24 protein-coding genes are annotated in these 24,218 nt (G+C 72.9%); 11 read left to right on the forward strand and 13 right to left on the reverse strand.

The window, feature by feature from the left end; translation table 11 throughout:
• The first annotated feature begins 87 nt into the window (after positions 1-87).
• The 6 genes from ABZX11_RS14715 to ABZX11_RS14740 all read left to right on the forward strand — a co-directional run bounded on the left by ABZX11_RS14715 (position 88) and on the right by ABZX11_RS14740 (position 6,765).
• Complete coding sequence (locus ABZX11_RS14715; protein WP_354913237.1) at positions 88-1,509, forward strand: aminotransferase class III-fold pyridoxal phosphate-dependent enzyme; 1,422 nt, start codon at positions 88-90, stop codon at positions 1,507-1,509.
• Entirely contained in the window at positions 1,506-2,549 is a 1,044-nt protein-coding gene (locus ABZX11_RS14720) for an NAD-dependent epimerase/dehydratase family protein (protein WP_217709601.1), read from the forward strand. Before ABZX11_RS14715 ends, ABZX11_RS14720 begins: the two co-directional genes overlap by 4 nt.
• Positions 2,550-2,577: 28 nt before the next feature.
• Positions 2,578-3,588, forward strand: a complete 1,011-nt coding sequence (locus ABZX11_RS14725) for a glycosyltransferase family 2 protein (protein ID WP_354913239.1) — start codon at positions 2,578-2,580, stop codon at positions 3,586-3,588.
• Complete coding sequence (locus ABZX11_RS14730) at positions 3,585-4,712, forward strand: endonuclease/exonuclease/phosphatase family protein (protein ID WP_354913241.1); 1,128 nt, start codon at positions 3,585-3,587, stop codon at positions 4,710-4,712. Before ABZX11_RS14725 ends, ABZX11_RS14730 begins: the two co-directional genes overlap by 4 nt.
• Positions 4,709-5,647: a hypothetical protein gene (locus ABZX11_RS14735; protein WP_354913243.1), complete on the forward strand. Its 939-nt coding sequence runs from the start codon at positions 4,709-4,711 to the stop codon at positions 5,645-5,647. The genes ABZX11_RS14730 and ABZX11_RS14735 overlap by 4 nt, the downstream gene beginning before the upstream one ends.
• Before the next feature lie 320 nt (positions 5,648-5,967).
• A complete protein-coding gene (locus ABZX11_RS14740) occupies positions 5,968-6,765 on the forward strand; it encodes an AfsR/SARP family transcriptional regulator (RefSeq protein ID WP_176171489.1) in 798 nt (265 codons plus the stop codon).
• Between the two features lie 43 nt (positions 6,766-6,808).
• On the opposite strand, the gene ABZX11_RS14745 is transcribed toward ABZX11_RS14740, so the two are convergent.
• The 3 genes from ABZX11_RS14745 to ABZX11_RS14755 all read right to left on the reverse strand — a co-directional run bounded on the left by ABZX11_RS14745 (position 6,809) and on the right by ABZX11_RS14755 (position 8,769).
• The gene (locus ABZX11_RS14745; protein WP_354913246.1) at positions 6,809-7,027 is read right to left on the reverse strand and encodes a hypothetical protein; all 219 of its coding nucleotides are present in this window, start codon (positions 7,025-7,027) and stop codon (positions 6,809-6,811) included.
• Positions 7,028-7,090: 63 nt separating this feature from the next.
• Positions 7,091-7,717, reverse strand: coding sequence for a response regulator transcription factor (locus tag ABZX11_RS14750; protein ID WP_354913248.1), 627 nt, complete (start codon positions 7,715-7,717; stop codon positions 7,091-7,093).
• Positions 7,714-8,769, reverse strand: a complete 1,056-nt coding sequence (locus tag ABZX11_RS14755) for a sensor histidine kinase (RefSeq protein WP_354913250.1) — start codon at positions 8,767-8,769, stop codon at positions 7,714-7,716. Before ABZX11_RS14755 ends, ABZX11_RS14750 begins: the two co-directional genes overlap by 4 nt.
• Positions 8,770-8,924: 155 nt before the next feature.
• On the opposite strand from ABZX11_RS14755, the gene ABZX11_RS14760 reads away from it, so the two are divergent.
• Entirely contained in the window at positions 8,925-9,497 is a 573-nt protein-coding gene (locus tag ABZX11_RS14760) for a hypothetical protein (RefSeq protein ID WP_354913252.1), read from the forward strand.
• Here ABZX11_RS14760 and ABZX11_RS14765 read toward each other — a convergent pair.
• From ABZX11_RS14765 to ABZX11_RS14780, 4 genes are all read right to left on the reverse strand, one after another.
• Positions 9,467-10,453: a methyltransferase gene (locus ABZX11_RS14765; RefSeq protein WP_354913254.1), complete on the reverse strand. Its 987-nt coding sequence runs from the start codon at positions 10,451-10,453 to the stop codon at positions 9,467-9,469. The genes ABZX11_RS14760 and ABZX11_RS14765 overlap by 31 nt on opposite strands.
• A gap of 40 nt (positions 10,454-10,493) precedes the next feature.
• The gene (locus ABZX11_RS14770) at positions 10,494-10,787 is read right to left on the reverse strand and encodes a three-helix bundle dimerization domain-containing protein (protein ID WP_354913503.1); all 294 of its coding nucleotides are present in this window, start codon (positions 10,785-10,787) and stop codon (positions 10,494-10,496) included.
• The gene (locus ABZX11_RS14775) at positions 10,780-10,992 is read right to left on the reverse strand and encodes a three-helix bundle dimerization domain-containing protein (RefSeq protein ID WP_354913256.1); all 213 of its coding nucleotides are present in this window, start codon (positions 10,990-10,992) and stop codon (positions 10,780-10,782) included. Before ABZX11_RS14775 ends, ABZX11_RS14770 begins: the two co-directional genes overlap by 8 nt.
• 83 nt (positions 10,993-11,075) lie before the next feature.
• Complete coding sequence (locus ABZX11_RS14780; RefSeq protein WP_354913258.1) at positions 11,076-11,489, reverse strand: hypothetical protein; 414 nt, start codon at positions 11,487-11,489, stop codon at positions 11,076-11,078.
• A 218-nt stretch (positions 11,490-11,707) separates the two neighbouring features.
• On the opposite strand from ABZX11_RS14780, the gene ABZX11_RS14785 reads away from it, so the two are divergent.
• The gene (locus ABZX11_RS14785) at positions 11,708-11,998 is read left to right on the forward strand and encodes a hypothetical protein (RefSeq protein ID WP_176171481.1); all 291 of its coding nucleotides are present in this window, start codon (positions 11,708-11,710) and stop codon (positions 11,996-11,998) included.
• Positions 11,999-12,021: 23 nt separating this feature from the next.
• On the opposite strand, the gene ABZX11_RS14790 is transcribed toward ABZX11_RS14785, so the two are convergent.
• From ABZX11_RS14790 to ABZX11_RS14805, 4 genes are all read right to left on the reverse strand, one after another.
• A complete protein-coding gene (locus tag ABZX11_RS14790; protein WP_354913261.1) occupies positions 12,022-12,288 on the reverse strand; it encodes a DUF6510 family protein in 267 nt (88 codons plus the stop codon).
• 1 nt (position 12,289) lies between these two features.
• Entirely contained in the window at positions 12,290-13,012 is a 723-nt protein-coding gene (locus tag ABZX11_RS14795; RefSeq protein WP_354913263.1) for a ferredoxin reductase, read from the reverse strand.
• Positions 12,982-13,578 carry a sulfite oxidase-like oxidoreductase gene (locus ABZX11_RS14800; protein ID WP_354913265.1) on the reverse strand — a complete coding sequence of 199 codons (597 nt, stop codon included), beginning with the start codon at positions 13,576-13,578 and terminating at the stop codon, positions 12,982-12,984. Before ABZX11_RS14800 ends, ABZX11_RS14795 begins: the two co-directional genes overlap by 31 nt.
• 111 nt (positions 13,579-13,689) lie before the next feature.
• On the reverse strand, positions 13,690-17,100 hold the full coding sequence (locus ABZX11_RS14805; RefSeq protein ID WP_354913267.1) for a S8 family serine peptidase: 3,411 nt from the start codon (positions 17,098-17,100) through the stop codon (positions 13,690-13,692).
• A 172-nt stretch (positions 17,101-17,272) separates the two neighbouring features.
• Here ABZX11_RS14805 and ABZX11_RS14810 point away from each other — a divergent pair, with 172 nt between their 5' ends.
• Positions 17,273-18,241 (forward strand): LuxR family transcriptional regulator, encoded by a 969-nt coding sequence (locus tag ABZX11_RS14810; RefSeq protein WP_176171478.1) that lies wholly within the window; start codon positions 17,273-17,275, stop codon positions 18,239-18,241.
• Between the two features lie 28 nt (positions 18,242-18,269).
• Here ABZX11_RS14810 and ABZX11_RS14815 read toward each other — a convergent pair whose 3' ends face one another.
• Entirely contained in the window at positions 18,270-18,947 is a 678-nt protein-coding gene (locus tag ABZX11_RS14815) for a class I SAM-dependent methyltransferase (RefSeq protein WP_354913269.1), read from the reverse strand.
• Positions 18,948-18,993: 46 nt separating this feature from the next.
• Here ABZX11_RS14815 and ABZX11_RS14820 point away from each other — a divergent pair, with 46 nt between their 5' ends.
• On the forward strand, positions 18,994-19,413 hold the full coding sequence (locus tag ABZX11_RS14820) for a MarR family transcriptional regulator (RefSeq protein ID WP_176171476.1): 420 nt from the start codon (positions 18,994-18,996) through the stop codon (positions 19,411-19,413).
• A gap of 75 nt (positions 19,414-19,488) precedes the next feature.
• Entirely contained in the window at positions 19,489-23,169 is a 3,681-nt protein-coding gene (locus ABZX11_RS14825) for a S8 family serine peptidase (protein WP_354913271.1), read from the forward strand.
• Here the strand turns inward: ABZX11_RS14825 and ABZX11_RS14830 are convergent.
• Positions 23,162-24,193 carry a LuxR family transcriptional regulator gene (locus tag ABZX11_RS14830; protein WP_176171474.1) on the reverse strand — a complete coding sequence of 344 codons (1,032 nt, stop codon included), beginning with the start codon at positions 24,191-24,193 and terminating at the stop codon, positions 23,162-23,164. The genes ABZX11_RS14825 and ABZX11_RS14830 overlap by 8 nt on opposite strands.
• Between the last annotated feature and the right edge of the window lie 25 nt (positions 24,194-24,218).

The following is a 24,218-nucleotide window of genomic DNA, read 5'->3' on the forward strand; positions in this document are numbered from 1 at the left end:
ACATCTCAGACCGGCGGCGGACGCGTCGCGCGAGTGCTCTGCCGTAGTTTTCATCGGAGTCGGCCGTAAATCGTCCCGAGGAGCAAGATGGCCAGCCTGATCTCCGTCGAAGAATGCGAATCCCTCACCGTCAAGCAATTGCAGTCGCTTTACCGGGACCACGTGAGCAGGGCCCAGGTCTCGCTCATGTCGACGTTCGGTTTCGGCAAACGGCTGGTGGAAAGCGCGGACGGGGTGTGGATCACCACCCGCGACGGCGAGCGCATCCTCGACTTCACCGGCGCGGTCGGTGTCCTCAACCACGGCCACAACCACCCGCGCATCCTCGCCGCGAGAAAGCGGTTCCACGATCTGCACCGGATGGAGGTGCACAAGGCGTTCTTTTCGCCGTACGTCGCCGCGCTCAGCCACAATGTCGCCCAAGTGCTGCCCGGTGACCTGAACATCTCCTACTTCCCCAATTCCGGTGCCGAGGCCAACGAGGGCGCGGTCAAACTCGCCTACAAGTACCACGAGGGCAACCGGAACACGATCCTGCGCTCGGACATCAGCTTCCACGGCAAGCTCTTGGCCACCGGCAGCCTGACCGGATCGCGGGAGAACAGCTTCGAGTTCCCCGGCATCCCCAACGTTCCCTACCCGTACGGCGACGTCGGAGCCGTGCGCGAGCTGGTGGCCGCGCACCGCAAGGCCGACGGGACGTCCGACGTCTACGCGATCCTCGTCGAGCCGTTCAGCGCTTCCACCATGCGTCACTGGAGCGAGGACGCCCTGCGCGAACTGCGGGAACTCTGCACCGCCGAAGACATCGTGCTGATCTTCGACGAGATCTACACGGGCTGGGGCAAGACCGGCAGCCTGTTCTACTTCATGCGCCACGAGGGCTTGGTGCCCGACGTGCTCACCTACTCGAAGTCCTTCGGCGGCGGCAAGGCGTCGATCTCCGGCTACACCGTGCGCGAGCCGCTGTTCCGCCAGGCCTACGACCGGCTCGGCGACGTCATCCTGCACACCACCACCTACTACGGCTTCGGCGAGGAGACCGCGACCGCGATCGAGGCCGTCAACGTCGCGGTGGAGGAGGACTTCCCGCGCCGGGCCAGGGAGATCGAAGCCGTGCTCGGCGCCGGCCTGGAACGGCTGCAGAAGGAGTTCCCCGAGACGATCACGCGGGTGTCCGGTACCGGCTCCCTGTTCGGCGTCTTCCTCGACAGCGGACCGGCCATCCTGAACATGGCCGCCCGGCTCGCGCCGTCGGGGTTCGCCAAGGACCCGAAGTTCCGGACCAAGCTCGTGACCAGTGCGGTGATCAGCGAGCTCTACCGCGAGCACGGGATCCTGACCTACTTCAGCCCCAACGGCGACACGCCACTCGTGGTCGCGCCGTCGCTGGTGGTCGGCCGCGAGGAGATCGAACAGTTCCTCGACGCGCTCGGCAAGACCCTCGCCAAGGGCCTGCCGCGGCTGCTGGCGAAGTTCGTCAAGGACCGCGTGAGGGCGCAGTGGTGAGCCGGGTGCTGGTGACCGGCAGCAGCGGGATGCTGGGCGGCAACCTCGTCCGGCGGCTGCGGGCCGACGGCGCCGAGGTCGTCGGCGTCGACCTGAACCCGCCGCGGGAACCCGTGGCCGGGGTCACCGAGGTCCGCGGCGACATCCGCGATCCCGCGCTGCTCGACCGGGCCGCCGACGGCGTCGACGCCGTGGTGCACTGCGCAGCCGCGCTGCCCAGCTACGCCGACGACGAGATCCGCTCGGTCATCGTCGACGGCACCCGCAACGTGCTGCGAGCGAGCCGTGACCGGGCGGTGCCCCGGGTCGTGCACATCTCCTCGACCGCCGTCTACGGCCTGCCGGACGTCGTCCCGACCCCCGAGTCCTACCCGCGCCGCCCGGTCGATCCCTACAGCCGCGCCAAGACGGCGGCCGAAGAGGTCTGCGAAGCCTTCCGCAGCGACGGGCTGTGCGTGGCGGTGCTGCGGCCCAAGACGTTCCTGGGTCCGGGCCGGATGGGCCTGTTCGCGATGCTGTTCGAGTGGGCGGCCGAAGGCCACAACTTCCCGGTGCTCGGCCGCGGCGACGTGCGGATCCAGATGTTCGGCGTCGGCGACCTCGTGGACGCCGTCGTCACCACCCTCGGCGCCGAGCGGGCGATCGCCGACGACACCTACAACCTCGGCGCCGCCGACTTCGGCACCATCCGCGAGGACTTCCAGTGCGTGCTCGACGCGGCCGGCCACGGCAAGCGGGTCGTGTCGCTGCCGGCCAGGCCGGCGCTCACGGTGCTCCGGACGCTGCAGCGGTACAAGCTGTCACCGGTCTACGGGCGCCTGCTGCACAAGCTGATGGCCGATTCCTACGTCAGCATCGACAAGGCCCGCGAGCGGCTCGGCTTCGTCCCGCGGCTGTCCAACCGGCAGGCCATCCTGGACACCTACCGCTGGTGGTGCACGCAGCGCGGGCCGTCCCGCAAGCCGGCCGCCGGTGCCGGCCGCACCTCGCGCGACCCGTGGAACCAGGGCGCGCTGGGCCTGGTGAAGGCCCTGTTCTGACCCCCACGGACGGATCGACGGAGAACCCATGATCGAGCGGACCCCGCTGGTATCGGTGATCATCCCCAACTACAACTACGCCCGTTCCCTGCGCCTGTGCCTGGAAGCGCTGGCCGGCCAGACCTACCCGCGCCTGGAGGTGATCGTCGTCGACGACGGCAGCACCGACGACTCGGTCGCGGTGGCGCGGTCCCTCGGCGCCGAGGTCGTCCGAACGCCCGTCAACGTGGGCTGCGCCGGCGCCCGGAACGTCGGCGCGGAAGCCGCGACCGGCGAGGTGTTCTTCTTCCTCGACTCCGACGTCGGCCTCGCGCCGGACGCGGTCGCCAACGCGGTCACCCTGCTGCGCGCCGACGAGCGCGTGGGCGCGGTGTGCGGCATCTACGACGCCGACCCGCTGATCGACGACGGGCCCGTCGAGCGCTACCGCAGCCTGCAGCTGCACTACGTCCAGGTCGCGTGCGAGGGCCCGATCTCCGGGATCTACCCGGCGATGATGGCCATGCGCGCCGAGGTGTTCGCCGCGGTCGGGCCGTTCAACGCGAAGCTGCGGCACACCGAGGACGCCGACTACGGCGCCCGGCTGGGCCGGGACTACGAACTCCGGCTCACCTCCGCGGTGCGCGGCCGGCACGACCACGACGACAAGCTGAAGGTGTTGCTGAGCAAGGTGTTCACCCGGTCGCTGCTGCGGGTGCCGCTGTTCGCCGGCGGTCAGAAGCTCGGCAAGGGGCCGGAATCGCCGGCCCGCGCGGCCGGCAGCCTGGCCGCGCTGGGCGCGGTGCTGACCCTGCCGCTGCCCGTGCTCGCCGGACCACTGTGGACGGTGGTGCCGGCCGGCCTGCTGCTCGGCTCGGTCGCCGCCGACGGCGCGATGTACCGGTTCGCCGCGCGCCGCCGCGGCCTCGGGTTCGGGCTCTTCTTCGTCGGCACCAACCTGGTCTCCAACGTCGCCATCGCGGCCGGGGTGCTGACCGGCGCGGCGCAGTGGGTGCTGTCCCCGCGGTTCCGGCGGCTCTACGACGAGGTCCCCGCATGACGGCGGAGACGCTCGAGGAACCGGAGCGGTTGCTGCCGCGGCAGGTCCGGTGGTGCGCCGGCACCCGGGTGCTCGTCGGGCTCGCCGCGGCCTGGCTGCTGTTCACCGTGGCCTACGTCCTGTTCACCGGCGACCTGTGGGTGTGGCTGCTGCCCGGTCTCCTCCCGCCGCTGGCCTTCCTGGCCGGCCCGGTGCTGGTCGCGCTCGCCCTCGCGGTGCCGCGCCTGCTGCGGCGGCGGGTGCCGAAGACGGCGTTCCGGCTGGTGCTGGTGCTGGCCGCGGCCGCGCTGGTGACGGGCGCCGGGCGCAGCGGGATCAACGTGGCGGCGCTGGGCGGTGGCGGGGACGCGGCCCCGGCGGGTGCACCCGCCGTCGTCGCCTGGAACACCGAGTACTGGGACCAGACCGACGACCCGGACCGGTTCTACGCCTACCTGCACGCCCACCCGGCCGACATCTACCTGCTGCAGGAGTACGTCGACCAGGTCGGCTCCGACGGCGCCCGGGACGCCGGCGACCTGACCCGGCTGCGCGCGGAGTTCCCGGGCTACCACATCGTGGCCCGCGGCGAGCTGCTGACGTTGTCGCGCTACCCGGTGCTCGCGCAGCCACGGGTGGGCCCGGACCGCGGCCTGCCCGACGGGGTCCCGTACGACGAGGTGTTCGAGAGCGCGAAGGTGCTGCGGACCGACCTGCAGGTGGGCCGAGCGGTCCTGAGCGTCTACAACGTCCACCTGCCGGTGCAGGTCGACGTCACCCGGAACCCGCTGAGCCACGGCTTCTACAGCTACGTCCACGCGCGGGACGGCCTGCGCAAGGCCCAGCTGGCCGGGCTCGCCGAGGACGTCGCCGCGAACCCGAACCCGCTGCTCGTCGCGGGTGACTTCAACACCAGCCCGGCCATGGGCGACCTCGACGGCCTGCGCGGCACGCTCGTGGACGCGGACCGGGCGAGCTCGTCGCTCTACCCGGGGTCCTGGCCGGCGTCCGCCCCGCTGTGGCGGCTGGACTGGACGCTGACCACGCCGGGTGTGCGGGTGCACGACTACGGGTTCGACGACCCGGCCGGGCTGTCCGACCACGACCTGCAGCGGACCCGGATCTCGCTGGCCGGTGGGCGGTGACCCGGCGCGGGCTGTTCGCCGTGGTGCGGGCCGGCTGCTACGCCGCGGTGCTGGGGTTACTGGGGTACCAGCTGGTCACCCACCGCGGCGACGTCGTCCCCGTGGTGACGTCGCTGGGCTGGGGCCGGTTCGCCGCCGCGGTCGCGATCGCGGCGGCGGGCGGGTGGCTCGGCATGCTGGGCTGGCGGGCGCTGCTCACGGCGTCCGGCTGCCGGCTGGCGACACCGGTCGCGGCGAAGGTGTACTTCGTCGCCGGGCTGGGCCGCTACCTGCCCGGCGGCCTGTGGCCGGCCGTCGCGCACGCCGATCTCGCGCGCCGGCTGCGCGAGCCACCCGGCCTGCTGGCGAGTGCGTTCCTGGCCAGCGTGCTCGTCTCCACGGTCGCCGGCCTGGCGGTCGGTGCGGTGGCGGTGCCCGCGCTGGCCGCGGTCCAGCCCGCGTGGTGGGTGGTGGTGCCGCTGCTGGTGGCCGGCCTGCTGGTGATCGGCACCCCGCCGCTGACCCGGCTGGTGGCCGCGATCGTGCGGCGGCGCACGGGCAAGGACGTGCCGCTGCCCGGGCCGCGCGCGGTCTTCGGCGCGCTGGGCCTGATGGCGGCCGGGTGGCTGCTCGCCGGGCTGCACCTGGTGGTGCTCACGCACGGGCTGCCGACGGGCGGCCTGCCGGGCGCGGCGGTGCTCGCCGGCGGGTTCGCGCTGGCGTCGGTCGCCGGCGTGCTGGTGGTCGTGCTGCCGGCCGGGCTCGGCGCCCGGGAAGCCGTGCTGGGACTGGCGTTGACCGCCGCGCTCGCCGGGCCGCCGGTGCCGGCAGTCGTGGCCGTCGTCGCGATGAGCCGGCTCGTGGTGACCGCCGCGGACCTGCTCGCCGCCGGGGCCGCGGCGTTCGTGCGCCTGGCCCCGGAGCCGGTGGGCGTGACGCCGGCCGCGGCCGAGTGACGCCGGCGGGCGGAACACCCGCCCGCCGGTAAGCCCACCTCCGTCACCCTCGGCACCGATCGGTCGAATCCGCGTCGAAACCGGGTCGCCGCCACGAGATCCGCCGGACGGCCCGGCCGGTGGCGCATTTTTCGCGGATTTCGACTGGTTGGTCATTTTCGATTAATCGCGAATGGTGGGTACCGGACGGTGTACAATACGAACTCGGGGGTCGGTGACGGGCGGGCGGACCGGAGCAAGGGTTCCGGCGTTTCCGCAGTGCGCCCGAAAGTCGCTTCCGCATTCGTTCTGAAAAAACATTTTCCTGCGAAGGAGAAAGCATGGGGGACCGCACCACCATCACGATCCTGGGCAACTTGTCCATCCGCGGGCGACATCGCACCGAGGCCGCGCCCAGCGCGCCCAAGGAGCGCGAAGTGCTCGCGCTCCTGCTGTTCAACTACGCCCGCGTCGTGCCGGTGCACCAGCTGATCGACGAGCTGTGGCCGTCCGAACCGCCCCGGCGGGCGCGGACCGCGCTGCAGACCTACATCCTCAACCTGCGCCGCCGGCTCGCCGACGGCCTGCGCCTGCCGCCCGCGCACGTGCGGAACGAAGTGCTGGTGACGCGCAGCGAGGGCTACCGGTTCCAGCTCGAGGACAGCGTTTTCGACCTCCACGAGTACCTGAACCTGTCGGCCGCGGGCGAGCGCGCGGCCGCCGCCGGGGACGACGTCCCAGCGGTGGACCTGTTGCGGCGCGCGGAAAAGCTGTGGACCGGCCCGGTGCTGCCGGACATCGATCTGGGGCTGCCGCTGAAATCGGAGATCACCCGGCTGGAGCAGCGCCGGGTGGCGGCCAGGGAGCTCCGCATCGAGAGCGAGCTGCGCCTCGGCCGGCACCGGGAACTGGTCAGCGAGCTGTCGATGCTCGTGCACCAGCACCCGTACCACGAACGCTTCCACGAGTACCTGATGTTCTCGCTGCACCGCGTGGACCGCCGGGTGGAGGCCCTGGAAGTCTTCGAGCGCCTGCGGCACGCGCTGACCAGCGAGCTGGGGTTGCAGCCGTCCGAGCGGGTGCAGAACCTGCGCCGCGGCATCCTCGCCTCGGACGAGGTCGCGCTGGCCCTGACCTGACGTTCGCGCGCCCGGCCGGCGCTGGCGCCGGCCGGGCGGGGGGTCAGGCCGGTTCGTCCCGCGGGTCGCCGGTCGCCTTGGCGAGCACGAGCAGGAAGGCCGTGGCCACCGCGAGATCGATGGTGAGCCCGACGACGTCGATCTTCGGGCGCCCGCCGAACCTGCGCCGGCGCGTCACCGATACCGCGGATTTCCGATCGTCGTTCATGGTGCCTCCCGTTTCGCCGTGGCCGGGAATGACGTTACGGGTGCTGCTGCGCATTGTCCTCAGGCAAAAAACGGTGATTTCCGGCCGCGTTTCTCAGACCAGAGACTGAGGCGGTGTTCAGATCAGGCCGCGGTCCCGGGCGTAGATCGCCGCCTGGGTGCGGTCGCGGAGACCGAGTCTCGCCAGGATCCGGGAAATGTGGTTCTTCACCGTTCCCTCGCTCAGGTACAACCTCGTCGCGATCTCCCGGTTCGTCGCCCCGGTCGCGACCATCCGCAGCACCTCCGTCTCCCGGCTCGTCAACACCTCCGCGGACGCCGGGTGCGCCGACAGCGCCGCGGCCACGTGGCGGGCCGCCGTGTCGTCGAGCTGGGTGACGCCCGCGTGGGCCAGGCGGACCGATTCCGCCAGCTCCGCGGCCGGCAGGTCCTTCAGCAGGTAGCCGGCCGCCCCGGCCCGGAGGGCCTGCACCACGTACTCCTCGTCGTCGAACGTCGTCAGCATCACCACGCGGCAGGCCGGTGCGCGGCGGCGCAGCACCGCCACCGCGTCGACGCCGTCCATCTCCGGCATCCGCACGTCCATCAGCACCACGTCCGGGCCGAGCGCCAGGGTCCGCTCGATCGCCTCGCGGCCGGTGGCCGCCGTGCCGACCACCGCGATCCCCGGCTGGATGCCCAGCAGGGACGCGATGCCCTCGCGGACCAGCCGCTGGTCGTCGACCACCAGCACCCGCACGCTCACGGCACGGTCACCGTGACCCGGGTGCCCGCGCCCGGCTCGCTGTCGACCGACACCGTGCCACCGACGAGCGCGGCGCGTTCCCGCAGGCCCAGCAGGCCGTACCCGGACCGGGCCGCGCCGGGGTCGAAGCCGCGGCCGTTGTCGGTGACGACCAGGCGGGTGGCGGCGCCGAACGTGACCGACACCCGCACGTGGTCGGCCCGGCCGTGCCGGCGGGCGTTCGTGACCGCCTCCTGCGCGGCCCGGTGGAGCGTGGTGACCGTCGCCGGGCCGAGGTCGGGTTCCTCGCCGTGCACGTCGAGCGGCACGCCCAGCTCACCCAGCACGGCGGCCAGGGAACGGCCGCCGCCGCGCAGCGTGCCCACCGACGTCCGGACGTCCTCCAGCGCGTACCCCACCGACCGGCGGGCGTCGGCCAGCGCCTGGCCGGCGACGCCGGAGTCCCGGCCGGCGAACGCGGCCGCCTTCTCCAGCTGGATGGAGACGGCAGTCAGGTGGTGGCCGAGGCTGTCGTGGATGTCGCGGGCCAGCCGGTTGCGTTCGGCCGCGGCGGACAGCTCCGCGACCCGCGACGCCGCCCGCCGCTCCCGGACGGCGACGTCGGCCATCGCCAGGGCCAGCACCAGGCCGGTGGCGAACATGAGCACGTCGGACACGGACTCGGTGTCCCGGTACCAGCCGGGCACCCACACGGCGAACCCGCCGACGAGCACCGCCAGGCAGAGCCCGCCGAGCACCAGCCCGGCCGGACGCCCGAACGTCAGGTACGCGGCGAACGGCACCAGCACGAACAGCGCCCGCGCCAACCCGGACCCGTCGAGCGCGGCCACGGCGAAGAACAACACCACCCGCGCGGCGAGGAACGCGGCGGGCCACCGGGCCACCCGCCGCTCGACGGCGTCCAGCGCGAACAACGCCCCGATCCCGGCGACGAAGCCGGCGAGCCGGACCCCGTTCGCCGGGCCGAGGCCGGCGACCGCGGAGTACACCCCGGCCAGCAGCACGATCCCGTACACGGCACCGGAAACCCACGGCACGATCCGCGTCACCATCACCCGAGCCTACGGCCGTTCGCCGCCGTCCGGAGGCAAGTGTGGCCGGACGGCACGTGCCGTCCGGCCACGCGGACCCGGCCCGGCCGGCACTTCCGGCGGGCCGCCGCGGTTCGTAGCGTTCGCGGAAACTGTTGCCTGCCAAGGAGATTCCCATGCTGACCCGACTGGGTGCCGGGTGCGGGGTGCTCGCCGGCCTCGCCATCGCCGTTCCCGGCCTGATCGAGGCGTTCACCGGTGAGACCGCGCCGACGAGCTTCGTGCTCGGGCTGTCACCGGCGTTCGCCGTCCCGCTGCTGACCGTGCTCCACCTCCGGCAGGCCACCGCGGCCGGCGCGTTCGGTGCGGTGGCCTACACGGTGAACGCCGTCGGCCTCGGCCTGTTCGGCGGCGCGGCCTTCACCCTGAACCTGGCGTTGTTCTTCCTCGACGACGCGGTGACGAAGGAGCTGCTGCGCGGCCCGGCCGCGGTGGCGCTGCAGGGCAGCGCGCTGGTCTTCGCCGCGGGCGCGGTGCTGTTCGGGGTGGCCATACTGCGTGCCGGGAGCCACCCCCGCGTCCCGGCGGTGGCCTACCTCGTCGCGCTGCCCGTGCTGGCGGTCGCGGCCCGGCTGCCGGACACCCCGCTCACCAGCGTCGTGCACGTCGTGGCCGGGGGGTCACTGGTGTGGCTGTCGCTCGGCGTCACGCGGGCCCGTCAGGACGCGACCGTGAACTCCAGTGCGTAGCGGCCGTTCGTCACCGGGACCGCGCCGCGCAGGGCGAGCCCGCACGCGGCGGCCAGCTCGGTCAATTCCTCGACGGTGCGTTCCCGGCTGCCGAAGCACATCAGCATGAACAGGTCTATCGCGGTGTCGGCCCCGTGTCCCCGCACCGGCTCGATCAGGACGACGGACGCGTCCGGCGCCGCGGCCCGGCGGCAGCCGGCCAGGATTTCGCGGGCGTGCTCGTCGTCCCAGTCGTGCAGGATGTCGGAGAGCAGGTAGGCGTCGGCGCCGGTGGGCAGCGGGTCGAAGAAGCTGCCGGGCACCGCGCTCGCCCGGTCGCCGAACCCGTCGGCCGCCAACCGCGCGGCGGCGGCCGCGGCCGTCGGCGGCAGGTCGAGGATCCGGCCGCGGACGCCGGGGTGCGCTCGCAGGATTTCGCGCAGCAGCGGCCCGTCACCGCCGCCCACGTCGACGATGTCGCGGAAGCGGCCCCAGTCGAAGTTGCGGGCGATCAGCGGGGCCTGCTCCCGGAACCGCCAGTTCATCTGGGCGTCGAACGAGGTCCGCAGCTCCGGGTCGGCGTCGAGGTCGGCCCAGAACTCGCGACCGTACCGGCGCGGGTAGCCGGGAGCGCCGTCGGTGACCACGGAGAGCAGCTCGACGAAGGCCAGCTCGGCGCGGCCCCCGGCACAGGTGATGTCGAGCAGCGGCCGGACCCCTTCGGGGGCGTCCTCCCGCAGCTGGGCGCCGAGTGCGGTCGGGCGGTAGTGATCCGCGTCCCGTGCGAAGACCCCGGCGGTGACGAGGTGGTCCAGCAGCCGGGCCAGCGCCGCGGCGGACGTCCCGGTCAGGGCGGCGAGCTCCGCCGCCGTGGCGCCGTCCGGGCCGGCGTGGTCGGCCAGGCGGAGGGTCGCGGCCACCCGCACGGCCATCGGGGTGGCCAGATCGGCCAGGGACATGATCGACCGGGCGTCCATTCCCCCGAGCCTAGCGAGTCACCGGCGCCTTTCCCGATTCTCAGGTCGTCAGCGCGCTCCGGACCGCCCGTTCGACCAGGATCGGCACGAAGGCGTGGATCCGGGCGCCGGCGAACCGGGCCCGTTCCCGGTCGACCAGTGCGGCGAAGGGCTTGATCAGCTCCGGGGGCGGCGAGCCGAGGCCGGCCCGGACCGGCGCCGCCGTCGATCCGCTCCCGCACGATCGGCGCCTACACCGCCGAAGTCGGCATTCGCCCGGCGATCGACGGACCGCGGCGGCGCTGCTCGGCTTCGTCCAGCTCGATCGCTGACCGAGGTGGCCCGCGTCAAACAGTCGCCAGCGCGCTCCGGACCGCCCGTTCGACCAGGATCGGCACGAAGGCGTGGATCCGGGCGCCGGCGAACCGGGCCCGTTCCCGGTCGACCAGTGCGTGCAGGCGGCTGCGGGTGACGTTCGTGTAGTCCCGGCCCAAGCGCTCCTCGAGCTGGGCGAGGTGGGTGTCGAGCTGCTCCGAGGCCATGGTGTCCAACGTGCTCATCGCTCACCTTCCGGTCGGTGTCGTGGGAACTACATGCCCCATGAGACGACCGGGAGGTGAACCCGAGGTGAACAAGAGAAGCCTCAGCGGCGGCCGGGGCCCGCGCGGTAGGCGGCGACCCTGATCCGCAGGCCGCGCAGGTGGACCAGGTCGATGGCGAACGTCGACGCCGTCCGGTACCCGGCGGCGGGCTGTTCCGTCCGGCAGGGACCGGCGAAGTAGACGAACTCGTCGTCCGGGTCGTACCGCGGCTCCGACCAGACCGCGGCCTCACCGGCCGCGCGGTCGCCGCGGCGGGTGCGGGCCAGCCAGTACACCGGCAGCTTCAGCACCTCGCCCAGCGCCTTGTCCAGCGCGGCGAGGTCGGCCTCGGCGACGGCGAGCCCGCGGCCGCTCCACACCCGGGGCGCCCAGTCGCCGTCCGTGGCGTGGGTGAACGCCGCGGTGTCGCCGGACGCGGTGATCGTCCAGTCGGCCACGGTGGTGAGGGTCGGCATGGCGGCTCCCTGTGGTCGAGGCCCCCAGGCTCCAGCACACCGTAGTGGATCATTTCGGCACGGTGGTACCACTGGCCGCACGCGGGTGCCGGGTGCCCGGCCGGTGCCCGCCGAAGAGCCTGGTCAGCGGCGGCGCGTCGGACGCGAGTCAGGCCTTTGTTCATCCGATATTCATTCAGGGATCACCGGAAGCGGGTTGGTGTGCCAGGCTGGGCAGCGTGCACCCCGAACAGGACTTCGTGCCCCGGTCCGTGGCCGAGCTCGCCGCCGATCCGGCGTGGACGGTCACCCGCACCGGCACGACCGGGCAGTGGCTGACCGCCGAACGGGTCGTCGAGCGCGACGGCTACCGCCGGCTCATCGGGCTGACCCCGATCCGGCCCGGCACGGTGGCCCTCATGCTGTGGGCCGACGGCGAGGTCGTCGAGCACGTCCGCGGCACCGAAGCCGAGCTCTGCGCGACCGCGCACCGCTGGGCCGCCGAGCTGCCGGCCGGCGAACGGGCCTGAAGAGCCCGGGGCACCGGGCCCCGTCAGTCCACTGTGGTCAGCCGCAACGTGGCGATCCCGCGCATGTCGAGCGTGGTGCCCGCCGGGGCCTCGGCGTACCGGAGCAGGACCTGGTCGCAGCCGGGGCACCGGGCGACGTACCCCATCGGCGCGCCGTACACGCGGGCCGCGGCGAGCGGACCGGATCGGCCGCAGCCCGCGCACACCGCGACCGCCGCCGTCACCTCGGCGGTGAACACGCTGCTCAGCGGCCCGGCCAGGACGTTGCCGTCGAGGTGGTCGTCGGTCATCTCACCCTCCGAAGCGTTCGGCGCGCACGCGGGCCGGGTCGTGGCCGGCGTCGATCAGCAGGCCCGTGACCGTCTCGACGAACGACGTCGGCCCGCACACGTAACAGGTCGGTTCGTCCCCGGCGGGCAGCCCGTACGCCGCCAGGTCCGCCGCGTCGATCCGGTGCGGCGCACGCTCGACGCCGTCCGGCGCCTCCCGCGTGTACAGCACGGTCGCCTCCGGGCGGTCCAGCTCGCCGGCGAAGTAGACGTCCGAAGGGGTCCGGACCGAGTAGAGCAGCCGGAACGGCGGGCTCGTCGCCGAGCGGGCGCGCAGCATCGCCATCAGCGGGGCGACGCCCGAGCCGCCGCCGATCAGCAGCACCGGGCCGGGCTGCTCCGGCCGCCAGACGAACCAGCCGCCGAGCGGGCCGAGCAGCTCGACGACGTCCCCGACCTCGATGTCGCGCACGAGGTACGGCGAGACTTCGCCGCCCGGGACCAGCTGCACGGTCAGTTCGACGAATTCGCCGTCGGCGGGGGCGGACAGCGAGTAGCTGCGCTGCGCGGTGTAGCCGTCCTCGGCCGTGAGCCGGAGGTCGGCGTGCTGCCCGGCGAGGTGGCCCGGCCACCCCGGCACGGCGAACCGCAGGGTGCGCGCGGTGGCCGTCTCGTCGCGGATTCCGACGAGCCGGGCGGTCAGCCGGCGGTGGCCTAGTCGCCGTCGTAGCGCTGTTCCCGCCACGGGTCTCCGTAGTTGTGGTAGCCGAGCTCTTCCCAGAACCCGGGCTGGTCGTCGAGCAGCAGCTGCAGCCCGCTGATCCACTTGGCGGACTTCCAGAAGTACAGGTGCGGCACGAGCAGCCGGACCGGCCCGCCGTGCACCGGCTCCAAGGGCTCGCCCTCGAACTCGAAGGCGAGCCACGCCTTGCCGTCGAGCACGTCCTCCAGCGGCAGGTTCGTGGTGTATCCGCCGTGGCTGTGCGCCAGCACGTAGTCCGCGGCGGTTTCGACGTCCTCCAAAAGGACGTCGAGCGACACGCCGCGCCACGTCGTGCCGAGCTTCGACCAGCGGGTGACGCAGTGGATGTCGACGGTCGGCTCCTCGGCGGGCAGCGCCATCAGCTCGGCCCAGGTCCAGGCATGCCGTTCGCCGCTCTCGGCGGTGACCGTGAACGACCAGTCGCTCGTGGACACCGGCTGCGTCGGCCCGGCCGAGAGGACGGGCAAGTCCTCGGTGAGGTACTGCCCCGGCGGCAGGGCGGCGTCCTGCTCGCGACGCCCGTGGAACGCCCGGCTGAAGACGGCCACACATCCCCCTTTCGTCGGGCGCTCAATCTAACCCACCCACCGGGTCGAACGGGACCCACACGTTCGTGCGATCCCGGCCGGGAGGGCGCACCACCCTCCCGGCCGGGTCGCTCAGCGGCGCACGGTCACCGAACCGGTCAGCGGGCCGAGCCGCACGGTGTGCGTGCCGCGGGCCAGGTTCGGCAGCTCGAACGTGACGCAGGCGGTCTGGCCCGGCCACACCGGGACCGGCCGTTCGGCGGCGACCACGCCGTCGACCCACAGCACCGCCTGGTACTCGCCGGCCTTTTCGCCGACGTCCTTCACCGAAGCGGTGACCCGGGCGGGCGACCACCCGTGGCCTTCGCCGGTGCGGAGGTCGGCCACGGCGAAGCGCGGCGAGGGTCCGGGAGCCCGGTCTCGGACGAAGATGTCCGAGCGCCCGTTCGTGTCGTCCTCGACGAGGTTCGTCGCCTCGCTTTCGAACGCCACGTACTTGCCGTCGGTGCTGATGGACGGGAAGTCGCTGTAGGCATCGCCTTCCTGACCGCCGAGCGCGCCGGACACCTTGTCCGTCTTCGCCGTGCGCAGGTCGCGCACGAACACGTCGGACGCGGCGTCGCCGTCGCCGGGCACGAGGTTGCCGGCGAAGCTGAAGAACGCGACCGCGGTCCCGTCGCCGCTGATCCTCGGGCTCGCCGTGTAGGAATCGGCCCCGCCGGTCCCGGTCGCCGCCTGCGACACCAGCGTGTTCGCGTGCGTCTGCCGGTCGTAGACGTAGACCTGCGACGGCCCGTCGGCCGGGCTGATGACGTAGGCCACCTTCCGGCCGTCCGCGCTGAGCGACGGCTGCGTCGCCTCCGCCCCGCCCGGGGCCGGGATCGCCTCCGTGGTCCCGGTCCGCCGGTCGCGGACGAACACGTCGCGGTGGCCGTTGCCGGCACCGGGCACGAGGTTCTCCGCGCCGCTTTCGAAGGCGACGAACCGGCCGTCGCCGCTGACGCTCGGCTCGAGCGAGTCGCCGTCGGCCGGGGCGCCGCCGGCGCCTGCCGAGACGAGCTCGGTGGTCCCGGCCACCCGGTCGCGCAGGAAGATGTCCTGCTTGCCGTTCGTGTCGCCCGGCACCAGGTTCGTGGCCTGGCTGAGGAAGACCGCGTACCGCCCGTCGGTGCCGAACACCGGCTGCCCGGACAGCCCGTCGGCCTGCTTTCCGCTGGAGGACACCGAAATGAGCTCGGTCCTGCCGGTCCGGCGGTCGCGGGCGAACGAGTCGGGGATCCCGTTGGTGTCGCCCGGCACCAGGTTCGCCGCGCCGCTGAGGAAGCCGACGTACCGCCCGTCCGGGCTGATGGTCGGGCTGATCGACCAGGCGTCGGCGCCGGTGCCGTCCGGGGCCGACGAGATCCGCTCGATCGCCCCGGTGCGCCCGTCCCGCGCGAAGACGTCCATGTCGTCGTTGGTGTCGCCGGGCGCGAGCTCGCCGGACGCGCTGGCGAACGCGATCACGCCGCCGTCACCGCTCATGGCCGGCCAGAAGGTGTGGGCCTGGATCTGCCCGCCGTCCCGGGTGATCGAGACCCGCTGCGTCGCGGGCGGCCGCGGGAGCGCGAAGTCGGCCGCGGCGGGCCGGTGCCCGCTCACGACGACCTGCCGCGGGGCCGTGGCCGAGATGCCCGCCGCCGAGGCGGTCACCCCGTAGGTGCCCTCGGGCACGTCCTGGACGGTGTAGCGGCCGTTGCCGTCCGAGACGGCGGTGAGCTCGTCGAGCACGTCGAGCACCCGGACCGTCGCACCGGGCACCGTCGAACCGGTCGGCCCGTAGGTGACGCGGCCGCTGATGGTGCCCCGCGGGGTCGGTTTCAGCGTGACGCGCAGTGCCGTCTGCTTCCCGGTGGTCACCACGGCCCGCACCCGCTCGTCGCGGTAGCCGAACCGGGACAGCGTGAGGTCGTAGGTGCCGGCGGGCACCCGGATCTTGAAGTGCCCCTCGGCGTCAGCGGTGTAGGACCGGCCGGTGGACGCGACCGTGATCGTGGTCTTCGCCAAGGGCTTCCCGGACGCGGTGACCGTGCCGGTGATGCCGCTCGCGAGCCGCGCTTCGGCGACGGCGGCGGCCGCGTCGATCCGGCCAGCGCCGAAGCGGGTGTTCGGCCGCGCGCCGTAGCGGTTGTCGAAGAACGACGTGCCGGTGAGGATTTCGAGGGTTTCGTCCGGGGTCAGCTTCGGGTTCGCCTGCAGCATCAGCGCGACCGTGCCCGAGACGTGCGGGGTCGCCATCGACGTGCCGCTCAGCAGCCCGTACTCGCCGCCGGGCAGCGAGGACAGCACGTCCACGCCCGGCGCGGACAGGTCGGGCACGACGTAGCTGTCCGGCCAGCTCGCCGGGGCGTCCACCCAGTCCTTCTTCCGCACGACGCCACCGCACGAGAAGTCCGGCACGTTGTCGCCGTCGTCCGTCGCGCCGACGCCGGTCGACTCGAAGACGTTGCCGGGCGCCGCCGAACCGCCGGGGACGCAGTCGTTGCCGATGGCGAAGGCGGGGAACGCGCCCGCGAGGTGGATGTTGCGGGCGGGCTCGACCATTTCGCTGCTGTAGCCCTCTTCACCGAGCGACATGCTCACGACGTTCGCGGGCTTGCCCGCCGGCTTGCCGTCGGCGTCGTACGGCGCGATCGCCCACTGCATGCCGGCGATCACCTGCGCCAGCGTGCCGGAGCCGCCCGGGATGACGAGGCCGGCCATCAGGTCCGCGCCCGGGGCGACGCCGATCTGCGTGCCCGAGCTGTGGCCGCCCGCGATGGTGCCCGCCACGTGCGTGCCGTGGTAGGAGCTGTCGTGGGGCGTGGAGTGCACCGGTGAGCCGTCGGCGGCGAACTCCAGCCAGCCACCGGGGTGCTCCGGGTTCGCCGGGTCGGCGCTCACCAGCTTGCCCGCGAGGTCGGGGTGGGCGGTGTCGATGCCGGTGTCGAGGATGGCCACCCGCACCCCGGCGCCGGTGGTGCCGCCGGCCTGGACCCGGTCGGCGCCGATCTTCGACACGCCCCACGCGACGGCCGCGTCCGCCTGGGCTTTGGCCTGCTTGCGCTGCGGCTCGGTGGGCGTCTTCAGCGTGAAGTTGGGGATGACGCGGTCGACCAGCGGCAGCGCGGCCACCGCGTCCAGGGTGGCCGGGGTGGCCCGGACGAGCACCATGTTCTTGAGCCAGAACGTGTTCACCACCTGGTCGCGGCGGGCGCCGACCAGGTCGGTGACCGGGGCTTGCATGGCCTTCGCCGAGTCGGTGAGCGTCCGGCGCGCCGCGTCCGGCGAGGACGGCGCGAGGCCCCGGTCCTTCAGCACGACGACCGCCTCGAACCGCGTGCCCGGACCGGACCGGGCACCGGCGATCCGGTCGAGCAGTTCCTTGGCGATCTTGTGGTGCGCGGCGGCAGGCGCGTCCGGTGCGGCGGCGGCCGTCGCCGGCAGGGCGCCGAGTGACCCGGCGGCGACGAGCACCGCCAGGGCCAACCGGCGGCCGCGGGTCCGCGAGGCGGACAGGGACATGGGGGAACTCCTTCGCTCCGTCAGGTTCCGGCGGACATGCGAGACGGCGCGCCCCGAGTGAGGTTGCGCGCCGTCGACGTCCAAACGGTGCATGAGTGATCAACGCGTGACAAGCTCACCGAGGCGGCGAATTCCCGCCAGGTGGCGGAAACCCGACAGGGGAGGTGGGGCGGTGCTGGAGCCGATCGGGCTCGGTGACGCGGAGGAGGCGATCTACGACGCGCTGGTCCGGCGCACCCGGGCGACGGCGGCCGAACTCGCCGAGGACGCCCACCGTTCGCTGCCGGTGACCCGGCGCGTGGTGCGGACACTCGTCGGGCTGGGCCTGGCGACGCAGGCGGCCGGGCGGCCGACGCGTTACGTCGTCGTCCCGCCGGACCGGGCGATCGAGGCGGTGCTGCGCGAACGCGAGGCCGCGCTGCGCGACACGCGCCGCCACATCGGCACGCTGATGGAGATGTACCGCGCGAGCACGCGGTTCGCGCACCCCGGCGAGCTGGTCGAGGTGATCACCGGGCGGGACGAGGTCAACGAGCGCTGGGGCCGGATGCAGCAGGACATCCGGGTGCAGATGCGCGGGTTCGACCGGCCGCCGTACGCCGCGCCCCGCGGGGCCTCGGACTCGAACGAGGTCGAGCTGGGCCTGCTGGGACGCGGGGTGAAGTGCCGGGTGGTCTACGACAAGAGCGCGGTCGAGCTGCCCGGGCGCATCCACGACATCGAGCTCGGGATGCGCCACGGCGAGCAGGCCAGGATCGACGCCGACGTCCCGATGAAGCTGGCGATCGCCGACGACCGGCTCGCGATCATCCCGCTGATGCGCCCCGGCGACCCCGCGCTCACCGCGTCCTACCTCATCCACCCGTCACCGCTGCTGGACGCGCTGATCGCGTTGTTCGAGGCGGTGTGGACGCGCAGCGTGCCGGTGCGGCTCGGCCCGGCCGAGCCGGGCGAGCTGTCCGCGGAGGAGGCGAAACTGCTGATGCTGCTGGCTTCCGGCGCGACCGACAAGGCCGCCGGGCGGGCGCTGGGCTGGAGCGAGCGGACCGTCCAGCGGCACGTCACCAAGCTGATGACCCGGGTCGGGGCGCAGACGCGGTTCCAGATCGCGAGGGAAGCCACCCGGCGCGGCTGGATCTGAGGACCGGTTCGAGCACGGCGTGGTGAAGTCAGGACAGGTGCGCCGACAGCAGCCAGGCGGGGACCGACTTGCGGCCGTTGCCCTCGTCCCGCACGTCGCTACCGGCGAAGCCCGCGAAGTCCGGGAAGTTCTCGGGGACTTCGGCGTGGATGCGGGCCGGCCGGATCTCGTCGATCGTCCAGTACGCGCCCACCACCTCCCGCAGTTCCGCCGCGGAGACCGGGTTGACCTTGTCCGATGGCACGGTCGCGCTGTCGAAGACCAGCACGAAGTAGGACGCGCCGGGCGCCGCTGCGCGCACGATCGATTCCTGGTAGCCGTGGCGCAGCTCGACCGGCATCGAGTGGAACAGGGTGCTGTCGACGATCGTGCCGAACCGGCCGTCGTAGCCGGTGAACGTGCTGATGTCGGCGACCTCGAAGCGGGCGTTCGGCACGCGGCGCCGGGCCGCCTCCGCCCGCGCGAGCTCGATCGCGGTCAGGGACAGGTCCAGACCGACCGTCGTGAAGCCCCGCTCGGCGAGGTGGAGCGACGTCGCGCCCTCGCCGCAGCCGGCGTCGAGGACTTCGCCGTGGAAGAGGCCGGCGTCGATGAGCGCGGCGATCTCGGGTTGTGGTTCACCGAGGCTCCACGGCGGCCGCAGGCCCGGCCCCATCTCGGGAGCCTGGCCGCGGTAGGCGGAGTCGAACAAGGAGGGGTTCGTCATGCACCCCAGAGTGTCAACCAGGTTGATACATGTCAACATGGTTGACATGGACAGCTTCCGCGACGAGCCGCTCGGCTACCTGCTGCACCGGGTCACCGCCGCCCTGCGCGCCGAGGTGGCCGCCACCGTGCTCGGACCCGCGGACCTGGCCGCGCCCGCGTACGTCTGCCTGCGGATGCTGGCGCAGTCGCCGAAGTCCAACGCCGAGCTGGCCCGCGAGGCCCAGGTGTCGCCGCAGGCGATGAACAAGGTCGTGCGCGAGCTGCAGGAGCGCGGCCTGGTGACGCGACCGGCCACGGTGTCGTCCGGCAGGTCGCTGCCCGCCTCGCTGACGCGCGAGGGCGTGGCCGTGCTCGCGCGCCTCGACCCGGCGGTGGCCGAGGCCGAAGACCGGGTCCTTTCCGGGCTCGGCGACCACGATCGGCGCGAGCTCCGGCGGCTCCTCGTGGCGGCGTTCCCCCGCTGACGAAGATGCGACGTGTCGTGATTCGGACGCGCCCGCCCTAGTGACGGATCACGGCGCCGGGGCGAGCCTGGTGCGATGCACTGGAGATCATCTGTAGTGGTCGTGGCCTGCGTCGGCACCCTCGCCGCGGGCACCGCCGGAGTCGCGAACGCGGCGCCCGGCCCGCACGCGGCAGCGTCCGCCGCGGGTGCCGAACGCCATTCGGTCACCCTGCTCACCGGGGACGTCGTCCAGGTCGAACGGCAGCCCGGCGGCAAGCAGGCCGCCACCGTCCAGCCCGCGCCGGGCCGGGAGAAGATCCGGTTCCACCAGCAGGAGGTCGACGGCCACCTCAGCGTCTTCCCCGAGGACGTCACCCCGCGGCTGGCCTCGAAGCAGGTCGACCGGACCCTCTTCGACGTCACCGAGCTGATCGCCGAGGGCTACGCCGACGAGCAGTCGGCGAGCCTGCCGCTGATCCTCACCTACGGCAAGGGCACCGACCTCCGGAAAACCACCGCGAACGCCGACCTCGGCGCGACGCTGAGCAGCGTCAACGGCCGGTCCGCGCGCGCCCGCAAGGCCACCGCCGCCGCGTTCTGGGCCTCGTCCGGGAACATCGAGCGGATCTCCCTGGACCGCAAGGTCCGCGTCTCCCTCGACCGCAGTGTCCCGCAGATCGGCGCCCCCGAGGCGTGGGCCGCGGGCTACGACGGCACCGGCACCACGGTCGCCGTGCTCGACACCGGCTACGACCCCACCCACCCCGACCTGGCCGGGCGGGTGAGCGAGGCGGTCAACTTCACGACCAGCCCCGACACGACCGACCACTTCGGCCACGGCACGCACGTCGCCTCGACGATCGCGGGTTCCGGCGCCGCTTCGGGCGGCAGGCTCAAGGGTGCCGCGCCGGGCGCGAAACTGCTCGTCGGCAAGGTGCTCGACGACGACGGCTTCGGCTACGAGTCCTGGGTCCTCGCCGGGATGGAGTGGGCCGCGCACTCGGGCGCCAAGGCGGTCAACATGAGCCTCGGCGGCGGCCCGACCGACGGCACCGACGCGCTCAGCGTCGGCCTCAACGCGCTCAGCGAGCAGACCGGAACGCTCTTCGTGGTGGCCGCGGGCAACGACGGCGACCAGGGCGCCTACACGGTCGGCTCGCCGGGCACCGCCGAAGCGGCGCTGACCGTCGGCGCGGTCGGCCGTGACGAGAAACTGGCGTCGTTCTCCAGCCGTGGCCCGCGCCTGGGCGACAACGCCGTCAAGCCGGACATCACCGCGCCCGGCGTCGGCATCGTCGCCGCCCGCGCCGCGGGAACCGCCATGGGCGACGTCGTCGACGACCACTACACCGCCGCCTCCGGCACGTCGATGGCCACGCCGCACGTCGCCGGCGCCGCGGCGATCCTCGCCCAGCAGCACCCCGACTGGACGGGCAGGCAGCTGAAGGACGCGTTGGCCAGCACGTCGCTCACCGCGACCGGGCTCTCGGTGTTCGAGCAGGGCGGCGGCCGGGTCGACGTGGCCCGCGCGGTCAAGCAGAAGGTCTTCGGGACCGGCACGCTCGACCTCGGCGCGGTCGAGAACGGCAAGGCGCCGGTGGCCAAGCAGGTCACCTACACCAACGCCGGAACCACCCCGGTTTCGCTGAAGCTCGCGCTCGACGCCAAGTCCCTCGCCGGTGTCCCCGCCGCCGACGGCATCCGGGTCGACAAATCCACTGTGGACGTTCCGGCCGGCGGGCGGGCGACCGTCACGGTCACCGGCGACCCGGCGAAACTGGCGGCGGGCACCTACAGCGGACGGCTCACCGCGACCGCCGGCGGCGTGGTCGTGCACACCGCGCTCGGCGCGGACAAGACCGCGCCGAAGCACAAGGTCACCCTCACCGCGCTCGACCTGCAGGGCAAGCCGACCGTGGCGCCGTGGCTGCTGATGTACGGCGAGGACTACCGCTTCGACGTCAACACCTGGCTGGGCGGCGAAAGCCTGACGGTCGAGCTCGGCGACGGCGTGTACTACCTGACCGCCGAGGTCGACGGGACCCGGGACGGCCTCACCGTCTCCCAGGTCGTCCTGCCGGAGCTACGGATCAGCAGCGACACGACCGTGGTGCTGGACGCCCGCAAGGCGGTGAAGGTGGACATCCAGACCCCGCAACCGTCCGAACAGGCCGGGATCTGGAGCTACTACACCTACCGGGAACTCGGTCCGCGCCGGATCGCGAACTACGCCATGCAGTTCGACTACACCCGCGAACTCCGCGTCACCCCGACCCCGAAGGTGACCACCGGCGCCTTCGAGTTCGGGTCCCGCTGGTCGCGGATCGCGCCGCCGTTGACGGTGAACGTCCTGGGCGGCCGGGACGCGTTGACGAACCGCTACCTCGCCGGCTCGCCCAAACTGGACGGCTGGCGGCTGCTGCAGGCCGTCTCCGCGGGGCGCGGCAAGCCGGCGGACTTCAAGAACGTGCGCGGGAAGGCCGCGATCGTCGACCCGGACCCGGCGGACTACAACCGCGACGAGGTCGCCCGCGCGGCCGCGGACGCCGGGGCGGCGATCGTCTTCATCGTCGTGCCGGACGGCTGGGGCACCGCCTCGGTGCCGTCGATCAGCGCGGCGCCGTTCCTCAGGATCCCGACCGTCCAGCTCGACCGGGACGAGGGGCTCGCGCTGCTCGAGAAGATCAAGCGGTTCCCGGTTTTCCTGAGCCTGCAAGGGGTCGCGGTCAGCCCGTACCTCTACGACGTGGTGCAGACCGAGCGCGACCGGATCCCGGACAAGCCCGTCCACCGGGTCACCGCGGCGAACACCGCGACCGTCACCACCCACTACCGCCAGACCGGCAGCGGCGGGGAGGCCAAGGAACAGCGGTTCGCCTGGAAGCCGTGGCAGGACTTCGCCGTCAACGAGTACCAGCGGTACGTGACGACGCCGTCGACGCGGGTGGAGTACGTCAGCTCCGGGGACGTCCTGTGGCAGCACCGGGTCAAGCACGGCCTGATCTGGGACGAGATGTCCCCGCTCCAGGGCGGCATGACCGCGGCGCCGCGCACGTACACGGGCAAGGAGAACATCACCGAGGACTGGTTCGCGCCGGTCGTCCGGCCGGCCATCCCGCGGGGCGTGCCGGGCGCGGAGTCGACCCGCGAAGGGGACAAGCTGCAGATCCGGATCCCGGAGTTCGTCGACAGCGAGGCCGGGCACTACGGCTTCAACGAAGGCGACGACCAGGCCGGGCCGGCCGTCACGTCGGCGAAGCTGTTCCGCGACGGCAAGCTCGTGTCGGAGCAGCCGTACGCGTTCGGCACGTTCCCGGCCGGCGCGGACCCGGCGACCTACCGGCTCGACCTGTCGGTGCGCCGTGACTCGCCGGAGTGGCTGTTCGGCACCAGCACGCAGACGTCGTGGACGTTCCGCTCGGCCCGGTCGGCGTCCCCGGCGCTGCTCCCGCTGCTGCAGCTGGACTACGCGGTCGACGCGGACGCCGGCAACCGGCTCCCGGCGGGCCGCAAGGCCAGGATCGGCCTGAGCGCCCGGTTCCAGGACGGGATGGCCGCGCCGGACGTGCGCTCGGTGAAGGCCTGGGCGTCCTACGACGACGGCAAGACCTGGCGCGCGGTCGACGTCAAGCGCACCGGGAAGTCCTACGAGGCCACGATCGACCACCCGTCGCTCCGTGCCACGAACTCCTACGTCGCGTTGCGGGTGCAGGCCACCGACAGCGCGGGCAACGCCGTCGACCAGACGGTGCTGCGGGCGTACGGGCTCAGCTAGCGGCGGCGTCGCTCAAGGGCTCCGGGTGCCTCCCGCTTCGCGGCAGGAGGTACCCGGGGCTCGGCTCGTCCAGCCAGCCGAGCTTGCTGGCCTGCCAGGCCAGCTGCATCCGGGTGCGGGCGTTCACCCGGCGCATGAGGTCCTGCAGGCGCCGCTGGACGGTCCGGTAGCTGACGTTGAGCTGGGTGGCGATCGACTTGTCGCTGACCCCGCCGATGAGCAGGGACAGCAGCCGCCGTTCGTCGGGGTCGAGGTGCGGCGTGGGCGCGGTGTCCCCGATCCGCAGCGGTGACGCGCGTTCCCAGTAGACCTCGAACAACGCGACCAGCGCGGAGAGCAGGCTGCTTTCCCGGACGAGCGCGGCCGTGGGCTCGCCGGTGCTGTCGTGGCTGACCAGCGGGCACAGCGCCACCGAGCGGTCGGAGATGGCCAGGCGCACGGGAAGCTTGGAGATCGAGCGGGCGATCTCGCCGCCTTCGATCCCTTCCAGGACGTTGACGATCCGGCCGGGTTCTTCGAGCAGGCCGGTCTCGTAGATGACGCGGTACTGCACACCGCGGGCCTGGGCCAGCGCCTCCTCGACGTTCTCCGATGCCGCCATCGCGACGTTGCCCTCCAGGCAGAACCAGAGTGACTCTTCGCGCGCGCTGCGCTGGATGGCGAGGGCCTGCCGCCGGATCGCGTCGACCCCGGTGATGACCTCGACGAGCTGCGCGGAGTCCCGCCGCCGGGCGCTGCCGCGGTACTCCTCGGCGAGCTGGGACACGGCGGCCCTGGCGGCTTCGAGCTTCTCCTGGCCGTCGACCAGCAGAGGCCCGAGGGAGACGTCCGGCGGAGCGGACACGAAGTGCCCGTCGGCCCGGTTGACGAGCCCCTTCGCCAGCAGGACGTCCAGGATGGGTTCGACGTCACCACGGCGCACGCCGCTCCGGGCGGCGATCTCGTCGGGCGCGGTCCGGTACCCGCCGACGATCACCCGGTAGACCCGTTCTTCGTCGGGCGTCATGCCCAGCGCTTCCAGCACAGTGCCTCCAGCCCCGCGGCCAGCG

The sequence above is a fragment of the Amycolatopsis sp. NPDC004169 genome (assembly GCF_040610315.1).
Lineage (GTDB): Bacteria > Actinomycetota > Actinomycetes > Mycobacteriales > Pseudonocardiaceae > Amycolatopsis.